The sequence below is a fragment of the Novosphingobium sp. CECT 9465 genome, assembly GCF_920987055.1.
Classification (GTDB): Bacteria; Pseudomonadota; Alphaproteobacteria; order Sphingomonadales; family Sphingomonadaceae; genus Novosphingobium.
Genome location: NZ_CAKLBX010000001.1, coordinates 2,365,568 through 2,377,892 on the forward strand (window position 1 = coordinate 2,365,568; position 12,325 = coordinate 2,377,892).

Annotated in this window: 14 protein-coding genes; 7 read left to right on the forward strand and 7 right to left on the reverse strand. The window is 62.8% G+C overall.

Going from position 1 to position 12,325, the window contains the following annotated elements; translation table 11 throughout:
• Positions 1–2: 2 nt before the first annotated feature.
• The 5 genes from dnaN to LUA85_RS11300 all read right to left on the reverse strand — a co-directional run bounded on the left by dnaN (position 3) and on the right by LUA85_RS11300 (position 4,409).
• Positions 3–1,130: a DNA polymerase III subunit beta gene (gene dnaN / locus LUA85_RS11280; protein ID WP_231469746.1), complete on the reverse strand. Its 1,128-nt coding sequence runs from the start codon at positions 1,128–1,130 to the stop codon at positions 3–5.
• A 199-nt stretch (positions 1,131–1,329) separates the two neighbouring features.
• Complete coding sequence (fabG, locus tag LUA85_RS11285) at positions 1,330–2,094, reverse strand: 3-oxoacyl-[acyl-carrier-protein] reductase (RefSeq protein ID WP_231469748.1); 765 nt, start codon at positions 2,092–2,094, stop codon at positions 1,330–1,332.
• 59 nt (positions 2,095–2,153) lie between these two features.
• The gene (locus tag LUA85_RS11290; RefSeq protein ID WP_231469750.1) at positions 2,154–2,552 is read right to left on the reverse strand and encodes a GxxExxY protein; all 399 of its coding nucleotides are present in this window, start codon (positions 2,550–2,552) and stop codon (positions 2,154–2,156) included.
• Between the two features lie 42 nt (positions 2,553–2,594).
• Positions 2,595–3,530 (reverse strand): ACP S-malonyltransferase, encoded by a 936-nt coding sequence (gene fabD, locus LUA85_RS11295; protein ID WP_231469753.1) that lies wholly within the window; start codon positions 3,528–3,530, stop codon positions 2,595–2,597.
• Positions 3,531–3,587: 57 nt separating this feature from the next.
• Entirely contained in the window at positions 3,588–4,409 is an 822-nt protein-coding gene (locus tag LUA85_RS11300) for an LD-carboxypeptidase (RefSeq protein ID WP_231469754.1), read from the reverse strand.
• 87 nt (positions 4,410–4,496) lie between these two features.
• On the opposite strand from LUA85_RS11300, the gene LUA85_RS11305 reads away from it, so the two are divergent.
• On the forward strand, positions 4,497–5,924 hold the full coding sequence (locus LUA85_RS11305; RefSeq protein ID WP_231469756.1) for a glutamate ligase domain-containing protein: 1,428 nt from the start codon (positions 4,497–4,499) through the stop codon (positions 5,922–5,924).
• A 61-nt stretch (positions 5,925–5,985) separates the two neighbouring features.
• Here LUA85_RS11305 and LUA85_RS11310 read toward each other — a convergent pair whose 3' ends face one another.
• Entirely contained in the window at positions 5,986–6,516 is a 531-nt protein-coding gene (locus LUA85_RS11310; protein ID WP_231469758.1) for a GNAT family N-acetyltransferase, read from the reverse strand.
• Positions 6,517–6,719: 203 nt separating this feature from the next.
• Here LUA85_RS11310 and LUA85_RS11315 point away from each other — a divergent pair, with 203 nt between their 5' ends.
• Entirely contained in the window at positions 6,720–7,088 is a 369-nt protein-coding gene (locus LUA85_RS11315; RefSeq protein WP_231469760.1) for a PilZ domain-containing protein, read from the forward strand.
• A 12-nt stretch (positions 7,089–7,100) separates the two neighbouring features.
• On the opposite strand, the gene LUA85_RS11320 is transcribed toward LUA85_RS11315, so the two are convergent.
• Complete coding sequence (locus LUA85_RS11320) at positions 7,101–8,042, reverse strand: DUF808 domain-containing protein (protein ID WP_231469762.1); 942 nt, start codon at positions 8,040–8,042, stop codon at positions 7,101–7,103.
• Positions 8,043–8,185: 143 nt separating this feature from the next.
• Between LUA85_RS11320 and LUA85_RS11325 the strand changes: the two genes are divergently transcribed.
• The 5 genes from LUA85_RS11325 to LUA85_RS11345 all read left to right on the forward strand — a co-directional run bounded on the left by LUA85_RS11325 (position 8,186) and on the right by LUA85_RS11345 (position 12,241).
• On the forward strand, positions 8,186–9,349 hold the full coding sequence (locus LUA85_RS11325; protein ID WP_231469764.1) for an acyltransferase family protein: 1,164 nt from the start codon (positions 8,186–8,188) through the stop codon (positions 9,347–9,349).
• 146 nt (positions 9,350–9,495) lie between these two features.
• Entirely contained in the window at positions 9,496–9,858 is a 363-nt protein-coding gene (rpsF, locus tag LUA85_RS11330) for a 30S ribosomal protein S6 (protein WP_231469766.1), read from the forward strand.
• Between the two features lie 4 nt (positions 9,859–9,862).
• Entirely contained in the window at positions 9,863–10,087 is a 225-nt protein-coding gene (gene rpsR, locus LUA85_RS11335; RefSeq protein ID WP_011445073.1) for a 30S ribosomal protein S18, read from the forward strand.
• 13 nt (positions 10,088–10,100) lie between these two features.
• The gene (rplI, locus tag LUA85_RS11340; RefSeq protein WP_231469768.1) at positions 10,101–10,700 is read left to right on the forward strand and encodes a 50S ribosomal protein L9; all 600 of its coding nucleotides are present in this window, start codon (positions 10,101–10,103) and stop codon (positions 10,698–10,700) included.
• 104 nt (positions 10,701–10,804) lie between these two features.
• Entirely contained in the window at positions 10,805–12,241 is a 1,437-nt protein-coding gene (locus LUA85_RS11345) for an AMP nucleosidase (RefSeq protein ID WP_231469770.1), read from the forward strand.
• The last annotated feature ends 84 nt before the right edge of the window (positions 12,242–12,325 follow it).

Here is a 12,325-nt window from a genome sequence, read left to right on the forward strand (position 1 = left end):
TGTTACACCCGCATCGGCATCAAAACGTAGAGCGCCGCCGATTTGTCGTCCTTGCGGATCAGGGTCGGTGCGCCGGCATCGGCAAGGTGCAGTTCGACAATGTCACCGTCGATCTGGCTGAGGATATCCTTGAGATAATTGGCATTGAAGCCGATCTCGAACCCTTGCGCAGAATAATCGGCAGCGATTTCTTCCGCCGCCGTGCCGTTATCCGGGCTGGTCACCGACAGCGTGACGCGATCCTGATCGAGCGCCATCTTGACCGCACGGGTCTTTTCAGTGGCAATCGTGGCCACGCGATCGACGCCTTCGAAAAACGCGCGCGGATCAAGCCGCAGCAGCTTGTCGTTGCCGGTGGGGATCACCCGGCTGTAATCGGGGAATGTACCGTCGATCAGCTTGCTGGTCAGCACGACAGCGTTTTCGCCGCCCAGCGTGAAGCGCACCTTGCTGGCGGAAAGATCGATCAGAACCGCCGAATCCAGCACTTCTTCCAGCAGCTTGCGCAATTCGCCCACGCATTTGCGCGGTACGATCACGTCAGGCATGCCCTCAGCGCCTTCGGGGCGGGAAATCGTGAAGCGCGCCAGGCGGTGGCCATCGGTGGCCGCCGCTTTCAACACCGGCTGCGGATCGTCCGAAACGTGCAGGAAAATACCGTTGAGGTAATAGCGCGTTTCTTCGGTGGAGATCGCAAAGCGGGTACGATCGATCAGTTCGGCGAGTGTGCGCGCCGGAACCTCGAAGCTGTGCGGCAGGTCGCCTTCTACGATGACGGGAAAATCGTCGCGCGGCAGGGTGGGCAACTGGAACCGGCTGCGCCCGGCCTTGACGATCATGCGGTTGTCCGCCGTCTCGATGCTGACCTGGCTGCCATCGGGCAGCTTGCGGGCGATGTCGAACAGCAGGTGCGCCGAAACCGTTATTGCACCTGCCGTTTCAACCGAAACGGCAGCCATCGATTCAATGATCTGAAGATCAAGGTCGGTCGCCATCAGACGTACGCGATTGTCGGGCGATGCTTCGATCAGCACATTCGACAGGATCGGAATGGTATTGCGGCGTTCAACCACCGACTGGACGTGGGACAAGCAGCGCAGCAGCGTCGCGCGTTCAATCGTCGCCTTCATTTCGTCTCGATCCCCCCAGGAGCGGGCAATGACGCCCTTCCCCGTGCGTTGACTGGGCCGGGGAATCGCGTCCCCGGCGTACGGTTCGGACCATCTGTCTTAACGCGAGGGCGGAACGCGGCAAGCGCCAGTCCCGCCCTTATGGCCTAAGCTGGGGATAAAACTGCGCCAATCCGGGGGTTAGAGCCAGATATCTCCATCACGAGATCATCGCCATGCCGCCGTTGACGTGCAACGTCTGCCCGGTGACGTAGCCCGCCTCCTTCGAGGCGAGATAGGCAACCGCCGCGCCGATGTCCGAACCTTCACCCATCCGGCCCATCGGGATGCGCGCGTTGAGCAGGTCCTTCTGGGCATCGGGCAGAACGTCGGTCATGGCTGTGCGGATAAAGCCGGGTGCCACGCAGTTGACGGTCACGTTGCGGCTGGCCAGTTCCTGCCCCAGTGACTTTGACATGCCGACAAGGCCCGCCTTGGCCGCAGCATAGTTGATCTGGCCCGGATTGCCGGTTGCGCCCACCACGCTGGTGATGCTCACGATGCGCCCGAACCGTGCCTTCATCATCGGCTTGGTAGCGGCACGCATCAGGCGGAAGGCGGCTTCAAGGTTGACGCGGATCACGGCGTCCCATTCCTCGTCCTTCATCCGCATCGCCAGATTGTCGCGCGTGATCCCGGCATTGTTCACCAGGATATCGAGTTTGCCCAGCGTATCGAGCGCGGCGGGAACGAGATGCTCGACCTGTCCGGTGTTCGAAAGGTCGCAGGTGATCTCGACATGGTCCTGATTGTAGGTGTCGTTCAGTTCCTCGCGAAAGGCGCGCAACTTGGCCGGGTTCGTCCCCGAAAGCGCCAGCCGCGCGCCCTGCTTCGCCAAGGAATGGCAGATCGCCGAACCGATGCCTCCGGCGGCACCCGTAACGAGCGCGGTCATCCCGCTAAGATCGAAAAGACGGTTTTCCATAGTGACTCCGGCAGTTTGGTTCACACAAAGGCGCAAAGAAAGGGAAGGCGCGAAGAAAGTTATTGAGGGCGGTATTCGTTGACCATGCGGCGGATCCCTTCTTTCATCGTTTCACCGGAGAAATTCAGGAGCAACCCTAAAGGCTGCCGTAGCAATCTCAGGTAAGTCAGCAACTGCTTGGCATGGGCTTTACTGCCCTGATCAACCGCCTTTATTTCGAGGACAAGGCTACCCTCGACCAGAATATCCACCTTGAACGCCGCGTCAAAGAGGTGACCGTCAAAGGTAACCGGCACGACAACCTGCCGTTCTACACGCAAGCCACGCCGCTCAAGCCTTCCGGCCAGAATGGTTTCATAAACACTCTCGAACAAGCCAGGGCCAAGTTCGCGATGAATCGCGATTGACTCATCAATCACGATTTTGGCGAAATGTTCAATTCGCTCGCGCGGATGCACCTTGGCGCCTTTCTTCTCTTTGCGCCTTTGCGCGAACCCGGTTCACAACCCTGCCAGGAAAGCCTCGATATCGGCCATTCCGATCACGCTGGTGACCTGAACGTCGCCGGCTGAGCGCGTGATCATCGGGCCGAGGACCTTGCCGCCCAGTTCGACGAACTGTTCCACGCCCGCAGCCTTCATCGCGATGGCGCTTTCGCGCCAGCGGACACGGCCGGTGACCTGTTCGACGAGCAGGCGCTTCACTTCGGCAGGGTCGGTGACGACCGAGGCGGTCACGTTGGCGAACAGCGCCACCCGCAGTGGGCCGGGCGCGGTTTTCTCGAAAGCCTCGGCCATGGCATCGGCAGCAGGCTGCATCAGCGGGCAGTGGAACGGCGCGGAAACGGGCAGCAGCACACCGCGCTTTATCCCATGATCCTTGACCATCGCCACCGCGCGCTCGATCGCCGCCTTGTGACCGGAGAGCACGACCTGCGTCGGATCGTTGTCGTTGGCGACAGTGCAGACTTCGCCCTCTGCCGCAACTTCGGCCAGGGCGGTCGCCTTTTCGATATCGGCACCCAGCAGCGCGCACATGGCCCCGATGCCCACCGGCACGGCAGCCTGCATCGATTGCCCGCGCAGCTTCAGCAGGCGCGCGGTATCGGCAAGGCTGAACGCGCCCGCCGCACACAGGGCAGTATATTCGCCAAGGCTGTGACCCGCCACGAAATCGGCCTTGTCCGCCAGTGCAATGCCGCCTTCCTGTTCGAGCACGCGCAGCACGGCGATGGCATTGGCCATGATCGCGGGCTGGGCGTTTTCGGTCAGGGTCAGGGCATCGTCCGGCCCATCGCGCATGATCTGGAACAGCTTCTGGCCCAGCGCGTCGTCCACTTCCTCGAACACCTCGCGCGCAACCGCGCTGGCTTCGGCGAGTTCAACCCCCATGCCGATCTTCTGGCTGCCCTGCCCCGGAAAAACGAACGCTCGCATCAGACCCTCCACTCATGGTCCACCAATTTGGCGGTGGCCCTATGCCGCGCCTGTCAGTCAGGCAAGACCGAACGGCACGATCTTGTTGTCAATATCATGGCCGATGTCCGCCCTTCCCAGAAAGGCGATGCCCGTCCGCGCGCACCAGTGGCGCGCCATGTCCTCAACTTCGCAGCCGAAAGGCCGGTCGTTCTGCGGCACATCGCTGACCCGCCCAAGTCGCAATCCGGCGATGCCAAGCGGGGCAAGGCAACTGGTCACGCTGAACAGCAGGCGATCCACGGCGTAGTGATACTCCGCGACTTCCTCTACCATGACCACATGGCCGGAAAGGTCGGGCAACAGCGGCGTTCCGCACAGCATAGCCAGCGTCATCAGGTTGAACGCCACAGCCGGTGTGCGCCCGTCCAGCGATGGTTCCAGCCCGTCACCCCCGCCCGCCAGCCACGCCAGCGTCCGGCCCACGGCTGCCTCTCCTCCGGCGCGGCGGATATCGGTCGGCATCGGCGCATGGACCTGCCGTCCCACGCGGGCACGATAGAGCAGCGCCAGCAATGTGCCGCCATCGGAATAGCCGAGGTACTGCTTGCCATGCGCCACCGGCCCCAGCAGCGGCAGCGCATCCATCGCAATGCGGTTCGCCCCATAACCGCCGCGCACGAACCACACCGCATCGAATGCCGGATCGTTGGCGCATTCCAGAAACGCGGAAAGCCGCTGGGCGTCCGTCCCGGCGAAATGGCCTGCGCTGGCAAAGCATTGATCGTGGAACACCAGGTCCAGCGCGGGAAACTGCGCCTGCGCGAGTGCGGAAACGCGCGCCGCATCGTCCCGGCTGAACGGGGTGGATGGCGCGCAGATGGCGATACGTCTGGTCACGCGCCATCTCTAGACCCGTTCGCCTGTCTGGTGAAAGCCGCAATCGGGTGGTTGTCACCGGCGGCGCGGGCGAATACCGCATGGCGCATGACCAGCCCCGCCGACCTGTCGCCCGAAAGTCTGTCCGCCCGCGAATGGTTCTTCTGCGGAATCGGCGGGTCGGGCATGTTGCCGCTCGCACTGATCCTGCACGGCATGGGCGCGCGGGTTTCCGGATCGGACCGCAGCCGCGATCAGGGCCGCACACCCGAAAAGTTCGCATGGCTCGAAAGCCTCGGCTTCACCCTGTTCGTGCAGGATGGCTCTGGCATCACGTCCCCGGATCAGGTGCTGGTCGCCTCCGCAGCGGTGGAAGACACCGTGCCCGAAGTCGTCCGCGCCCATGAACTCGGCTGCGCACGGATGAGCCGGGCCGAATTGCTCTCCGCCCTGTTCAATGCCGCGCCCCGGTCCATCGCGGTGGGCGGCACCAGCGGCAAATCGACCGTCACCGGCATGATCGGCTGGATCCTGACGCAGGCCGGACGCGATCCCACGATCATGAACGGCGCGGTGATGAAGAACTTCGTCGCACCCGACGCGCCTTTCGCATCGGCACGAGTGGGTTCAGGCGGCACCTTCGTTTCCGAAGTGGATGAGAGCGACGGTTCGATTGCGCTTTACCGGCCCACCGTGGCCGTGCTCAACAACGTCAGCCTCGATCACAAGAGCCTTGAGGAACTGCGCGATCTGTTTGGCGATTTTCTTGGCCGCGCCGCCACGGCGGTCATCAATGCCGACGATGACGAGAGCATGGCGCTGATTGACCGCGCCGCCAATGCCATCACTTTCGGCCTCGCTGAAGAAGCCATGATCGGCGTGACCGAAGGCTCCATCAGCGAAGGCGCTACCACGATCGCTGCCGAACTCGTCGACCGGCGCGATGGCACCGCCCACGCCTTGCGCCTGCAAGTGCCGGGCCACCACAATCTCGCCAATGCGCTTGCCGCCGTGGCCGCCGCCAGCGCCGCGGGCCTGCCTGTCGCAGATGCCGTGCGCCACATTGCGAGCTTTGCCGGGCTTGCCCGCCGGTTCGACATCGTGGGCACCAGCGCCAGCGGCGTGACCGTGATCGACGATTTCGGCCACAACCCTGAAAAGATTGCGGCAACGCTTGCCACCCTGCGCGCGCATCCGGGCCGGATCATCGCGTTCTTCCAGCCGCACGGCTATGGCCCGTTGCGCCAGATGGGCGCGGGACTGGCCGAAGTCATGGCCGAAGGTCTTGGCACGAATGACCTGACGATCCTGTGCGACCCGGTCTATTTCGGCGGCACGGTCGATCGCTCGGTCGGTTCGGAACGCATCGTTCGCCTGATCGGCATTCACGGGGGCAAGGCGGAACATATCCCCGCCCGTACCGATTGCGCAGACCGGATCGTGGCGCTCGCCCGGCCCGGTGACCGCGTGGTGATCATGGGCGCGCGCGACGATACGCTGTCCTTGTTTGCGCGCGGGATTCTGGATCGGCTTTAGGGGCCGAATCGTTCACGCGTCCGGCCCCGTCTCGCATTGCGGCCAGAAGGCTTGTCACCAATCAGTCGAAGCGCTTTTCCAGCATCACAAGGTGCGGATCGCCATCCAGCCCGTGGGCAACGAAGCCCTTCTCGCGTTCGAGTTCGATGGCGGCGTGATTGTCGCGATCCTCTATGGAAATCACGCGCTTCAGGCCGCGCTTGCGCGCTTCTTCGGCCAGCATGTCAAGCAGGGTCCAGGCTACGCCGCGCCCGCGAAAATCGCTGCGCACCGAAACCGCGATTTCGCCGGCGTCCATTTTCGCATCGCATGCCAGCATGGCCGAAGCGACCAGTTCGCCGCTCGCCTGCTCAAACGCGAGGAAGCTCTCGGTGCGCCAGTGATCGACATGCGTCAACGGCACAAGCTGATCGTGCCCCACATGGTTGCTGGCCGCCAGAAAGCGGAACCGGCGATCTTCGGAGCTGACGTTGTCGAAGAAGGACGCCAGCAGGGCCTCGTCCTCCGCAAACGCCGCGCGGATGATCAGCACCACGCCGTCACGCGTCGCCATTTCGATCGTCGGTGCCAGTTCGGCCATCGTTGCAGTCATTGCGCGTCTCCTCAGGATCATCCGACCTTCGACGCGGCTGTTAGCAGGCGGGACGAGGGCCGTGTTGATCCAGCGCAATCCCATGGAAACAGAGCGTTGCGAAGTTCGCGCAGGTACTTGCAAAATTCGGATCGCGCCCCTGAAAAGCGGTCACCGCCAGCCGTCCTAAGGGGTGTAGTTAACGTAGAGGCGGAGAGATCATCATGTGGCTGGACACCGAAAGCGAGCGTTTCAACGCTTATCGCCGCGCACCGCGCGTGGGAATTGAGCTTCCGGTGCGCTGCAAGCACGGGGCCGAACGGTCAACGGTTATCCTTAAGGATCTTAATCCTTACGGTGCCCGGATCGAAGGTCTTGTGAAACTGCGGATCGATGAACCGCTGCACCTGATGCTGCCTGGGCTTCAGCCGAAGATGGCGTTTGTGGTGTGGTCACGCGATCGGGTCAGCGGGCTGGAATTCGAACAGCCATTGCATGACGACATATTCCAGAGCCTCGTCAGCGATTTTGCCATCAGGCACTATCGCGAAGGTCACCCGCCGAAATCGCCGCCGGTGCGTCACGCGGCCTGACGCAAATTGCGGTCAGTGCTTGCCACGCGCCTTGGCGATCAGGTGGACGACACCTGCCACGATGGCGCCCAGCACCAGCCCGACCAGTGCCGAGAGCACGGCATACGTCAGCCAGCCGAGTATGCCGCCCAGCGGTCCGGTTGCCACTTCCACGGCATGCTGCATGTCATGCGCCAGTCCGGCCGGGCCGTGGACGCCCAGTTCGTCCAGCCCGTGCAGGATGATCCCGCCGCCGACCCACAGCATCGCAGCGGTGCCCACCGTCGCCAGCAGCGCCAGCAGCACCGGCATCGCGCGCAGCAGGAAGTGCCCGATCTTGCGCGCCAGCGCCGATGATTTTTCGGACAGATGCAGCCCGATGTCGTCCATCTTCACGATCAGCCCGACCGCGCCATAGACCGCGACCGTGATCGCGATGCCGACCAGCGCCAGAATGATCCCTTGATTCAGCAAACTCTCAGTTGCCACCGACGAAAGCGTGATCGCCATGATCTCTGCTGAAAGGATCAAGTCCGTCCGCACCGCGCCTGAAACACGCGCGTTTTCGAACGCGGTCACATCGGCAGGAGCATCTTCCAGCGTTTCACCGATTTTCTCGGCACCCAGCTTTTCCAGCAGCTTTTCCGCGCCTTCGAAGCAGAGGAACAAGCCGCCCGCCATCAGCAGCGGCGTGATAGCCGACGGGAGCAGCGCGCTCAGCGCAAGGGCGGCGGGCAACAGGATGATCAGCTTGTTGAACAGGCTGCCCTTGGCAATCCGCATGATTACCGGCAATTCCCGGTCCGGCGTAAAATCGGTAACATACGAAGGCGTCACCGCCGCATCGTCGATCACCACGCCTGCGGCCTTCGATCCGGCCTTTGCCGCCGCCGCGCTTACATCGTCCAGCGACGAGGCAGCAGCGCGGGCAATCACGGAAATATCGTCGAGCAGGGCGACCAGGCCGGTTGGCATGAGAGGGGCGTGTCCTTGTTGGCGGGATTTGTCGGAGCAGACGTGCAGTAACACCGGAGCAAGCGCAAGGGTCCCGATGGCGTGAAATCGGGCAGAAACGAAGGTCTCGCCCAGCCCGCGATTAGTCGCTAAGGGCGACCGCCATGGCTCCGCCCGTCACCAGCGCCGCAAAGCGCCTGCATCACCTCGACGCCGCCCGTGCGCTACTGCTGCTGCTGGGCCTGCCATTCCATGTGGCGACCAAGGCGATCTTCGAGAGCGAACCGGCGGCCATCGCCTTCCAGACTTCGCCCGTCATCGGCGCCTATGCCTCGATAACGCACATCTTCCGCATGTTCGCCTTCTTCATGCTGGCAGGATATTTCGCCGGCATGATACGCGAGCGCAAGGGCGCTCACGCATGGGTCAGGGACCGTGCGCGCAGGCTTGGCCTGCCGCTGCTGGCCAGCCTTGCCACACTCGGCCTTGTCCAGTTCCAGTTGCAGGCCATGGCCCTGCACAAGCCTTCGCCGACATTTCTCGGCCTGCCGATCGCGCTTGACCATCTGTGGTTCCTGATCGTGCTGCTGGGCTTCTGCCTCTGCTATGCGGCAATCCCGTTTGCCCGCATTGCACCGGGCGAGCGCATCGGGCGCGCCCTGCTGCTCTCAGGGACCGGCGGAATCTGGCTGATGCTGGCGCTGTCTGTCTGGGGCGCGGTCCGTATCGCCTGCGAAATGCTGGTCCCACCCATCCCGAATGCCCCCATAGAAACACTGCTTTGGCAGCAATTCGTGTTCCACGCCGCCGCGTTCGTGCTTGGCATCCTGGCATGGCATGCCCGCGTCGGAGAGCAGGTGTTCGCCCTGCGCAACCGCGCGATCCTGCCGGCCATCGCCGTGCTGCTGGCGATCTACATCCCGCTCGATCCGCTGATCCGCCCCGCGCTGGGCAAGGAAATCTATCCCGATCTGGCGGGCACACTGATCCTGCGCACCATCGAACTCCCGCTCGCCTATCTTATGGCCCTCGCGCTGTTCCGCCTGCTGGCGGCAACCGTGGTTCATGCCAGCGCGGCAATTACGTTCTTCGTCGATGGCGCGCTGGCGATTTACCTGTTCCATCTGGTCTGGGCCATGCTGATCCTGCCTCACGCCCGCGCCCTGCCCCTGCCGCCCGAAGTGCAGTGGATCGCGGGCACGGCGGCAGTGCTTGTGCTGTCCATCGCCAGTTACCTCATTGTCCGCACCAGCAATCTTGCGTCGGTCCTGTTCTGCGGCGCGCCTGCCAAGACGGCATCGCCCGCCAATCCCGTCACGACAACCTGAACCGTGCATCGCGCTTGCATTCGCCCGCGGAATCGCTAAGGGCCACCGCTTCACCGGAAATCCGGCGAAACCCAAGAAAGCCGGAGGGGCCTCGCAATACCGCGAACAAGCCAGCGATCGGTTAGTATAGATAAGGACGCAAAAGCATGCCGCTTTACGAGCATGTGTTTCTGGCGCGCCAGGATCTGAGCCAGGCTCAGGTCGATGTGCTTGCCGCCACCGCCACCGAAATCATCGAAGCCAACAATGGCAAGGTCGTGAAGACCGAAACCTGGGGCCTTCGTTCGCTGGCATACAAGATCCAGAAGAATCGCAAGGCGCACTTCGTGCTGCTGAACATCGAATCTTCGGGCGCCGCCATCACCGAGCTGGAACGCCAGACCTCGATCAACGAAGACGTGATCCGTTTCATGACCGTCCGTGTCGACGAGCATGAAGGCGGCCCGTCCGTGATGATGCGCAAGAACGACCGCGAGCGCACCCGCCGCCGCGAACGCGAAGGGGAATAAGACAATGGCTCGTCCGTTTTTCCGCCGCCGCAAGAGCTGCCCGTTTTCCGGCAAGAACGCTCCGAAGATCGACTACAAGGACGTGCGCCTGCTTCAGGGCTTCATGTCCGAACGTGGCAAGATCGTCCCCAGCCGCATCACCGCCGTTTCGGCGAAGAAGCAGCGTGAGCTGAGCCAGGCGATCAAGCGCGCCCGGCACATCGGCCTCCTGCCCTACATCGTCAAGTAAGGAGCGCCAACCCATGCAGATCATCCTGCTCGAGCGCATCGAGAAGCTGGGCGCCATCGGCGACGAAGTGACCGTCAAGGACGGTTATGCCCGCAACTTCCTGCTGCCCAACAAGAAGGCGCTGCGCGCCAACGATGCCAACCGCAAGATTTTCGAATCGAACCGCGCGCGCATCGAAGCCGACAACGCCGCACGTCGTGATGAAGCCAAGGCTGAGTCGGGCAACGTCGAAGGCAAGGAAGTCGTGCTCATCCGCGCGTCGTCCAACGCTGGCCAGCTTTACGGTTCGGTTTCGGTCCGTGACATCTCGGACGCGCTGGTTGAACAGGGCGCCAAGGTGACCAAGGCCATGATCGTGCTGGAACGCCCGATCAAGACCATCGGCGTCTATGACGTCAAGGTCGCGCTTCACCCCGAAGTATCGGTCAACGTCAAGGTCAATGTCGCCCGCTCGCCCGACGAAGCCGCCCTGCAAACTGCGGGCGTCAACGTCATCGACGCGATGTTCGACAATGAAGTCGGCGGTTTCACCGAAGCCTACAACCCGAACGCCGAACCGGGCGAAATCCCGGCCGACCTTCTGGACGAAGACACCGAGGAAACGGAAGCCTGAGGCTTCCTGCCACTTCGGCAAACAGAACAGGGGGCGTCCTTCGGGGCGCCCCTTTTTCGTGAGCCTTCTTTGCACTGCAAAAAAGGCGCGCTACACACCTTGCGATGGCTACAACAGAAACAATCCTCGCCGAACTCACCCGCCTTTACGACAGCGCCGTTGCCCAGTTGCGCGACGATATCGCCGCCTATGCCAACACCGGCACACCGCCCGCGATCAACAAGCGCCACGATGGCACTTATTGCTACCCTGAACTGCGCATCCGGCTTGACGATGATCCCCACAACGAATCTACCGGCCGCGCCTTCGGTCGCCTGACCCAGCGGGGCGATTACGCCTGCAGCGTCACCCGGCCTGCACTGTTTGCCGATTACCTTTACGAACAGATCGAACTCATCCGCACGTCGTACAACGTGCGGATCGAAGTGGGCCGCTCGCGCCAGGAAATCCCGTTCCCCTATGTGCTCGATGGGGCTTATGGTGCGCGCATCAATCAGGTCAGCCCGCAGGAACTGGCGCAGCACTTTCCCGCCACCGAACTGGCCCATATAGGCGACGAGATTGCCGATGGCGAATACAACGTCGGCGACGGTCCTTTTCCGCTTTCGCTGTTCGACGGGTTGCGCACCGATTTCAGCCTCGCCCGCCTGGCGCATTATACCGGCACCCGAACGGAAGATTTCCAGCGCTACATCCTGTTCACCAATTACCATCGCTACGTCGATGAATTCGTCGACTGGGCGGGTCAGCAGATCGATGGTGAACGCTACATCGCGCTTACCGGCGCAGGTGGCCTCAGCCTCGATGCGGCGACGGACAATGCCCGTGCCCGCCTTTCGGACACGGCATGGCGACGGCACCAGATGCCGGCCTATCACCTCGTCGCACCCGACAATTCCGGGATAACGCTGGTCAATATCGGCGTCGGCCCGTCCAACGCCAAGACCATATGCGATCACCTCGCCGTGCTACGGCCAGAGGCATGGCTGATGATCGGCCATTGCGGCGGCCTGCGCCCCACCCAGAAGATCGGCGATTACGTGCTCGCCCATGCCTACTTGCGCGACGATCGCGTGCTCGATCCGGTCCTGCCGCCCGAAATCCCCATCCCCGCCATCGCCGAAGTCCAGGTCGCCCTGCAAAAGGCCGCCGAGATGGTCAGCGGTGCGGGCGGGATCGATCTTAAAAAGCGCATGCGCACCGGCACCATCGTCACCACCGACGATCGCAACTGGGAACTGCGTTACACGCATTCCGCGCGCCGTCTGTCGCTCAGCCGCGCGGTCGGCATTGATATGGAAAGCGCCACCATCGCTGCCCAGGGTTATCGCTTTCGCGTTCCCTACGGCACGTTGCTGTGTGTTTCGGACAAGCCGCTGCACGGCGAAATCAAGCTGCCGGGCCAGGCCAATCGTTTCTACGAAGAAGCCATCGCCGCGCACCTTGCCATCGGCACCACCGCCTGCGAACTGCTCAGACAGGAAGGCGGACGCCTCCACAGTCGCAAGCTGCGCGCCTTCAACGAACCGCCGTTCCGGTAAATGCCATCAAAAAGGGCAATCCATCGCGGCTAGCCCCGCTTCGGATTGCCCAGTCCAATTACGCAGCGTCGTTCGTATCTACGT

Excerpts from the sequence above, each read along its gene's own strand:
- rpsF (WP_231469766.1), top strand. The coding sequence starts at position 9,496 with ATGCCGCTTTACGAGCATGTGTTTCTGGCGCGCCAGGATCTGAGCCAG.
- LUA85_RS11310 (WP_231469758.1), bottom strand. The coding sequence starts at position 6,516 with ATGACTGCAACGATGGCCGAACTGGCACCGACGATCGAAATGGCGACG.
- LUA85_RS11320 (WP_231469762.1), bottom strand. The coding sequence starts at position 8,042 with ATGCCAACCGGCCTGGTCGCCCTGCTCGACGATATTTCCGTGATTGCC.
- LUA85_RS11325 (WP_231469764.1), top strand. The coding sequence starts at position 8,186 with ATGGCTCCGCCCGTCACCAGCGCCGCAAAGCGCCTGCATCACCTCGAC.
- fabG (WP_231469748.1), bottom strand. The coding sequence starts at position 2,094 with ATGGAAAACCGTCTTTTCGATCTTAGCGGGATGACCGCGCTCGTTACG.
- LUA85_RS11345 (WP_231469770.1), top strand. The coding sequence starts at position 10,805 with ATGGCTACAACAGAAACAATCCTCGCCGAACTCACCCGCCTTTACGAC.
- rpsR (WP_011445073.1), top strand. The coding sequence starts at position 9,863 with ATGGCTCGTCCGTTTTTCCGCCGCCGCAAGAGCTGCCCGTTTTCCGGC.
- fabD (WP_231469753.1), bottom strand. The coding sequence starts at position 3,530 with ATGCGAGCGTTCGTTTTTCCGGGGCAGGGCAGCCAGAAGATCGGCATG.
- LUA85_RS11305 (WP_231469756.1), top strand. The coding sequence starts at position 4,497 with ATGACCAGCCCCGCCGACCTGTCGCCCGAAAGTCTGTCCGCCCGCGAA.
- rplI (WP_231469768.1), top strand. The coding sequence starts at position 10,101 with ATGCAGATCATCCTGCTCGAGCGCATCGAGAAGCTGGGCGCCATCGGC.
- LUA85_RS11315 (WP_231469760.1), top strand. The coding sequence starts at position 6,720 with ATGTGGCTGGACACCGAAAGCGAGCGTTTCAACGCTTATCGCCGCGCA.
- dnaN (WP_231469746.1), bottom strand. The coding sequence starts at position 1,130 with ATGAAGGCGACGATTGAACGCGCGACGCTGCTGCGCTGCTTGTCCCAC.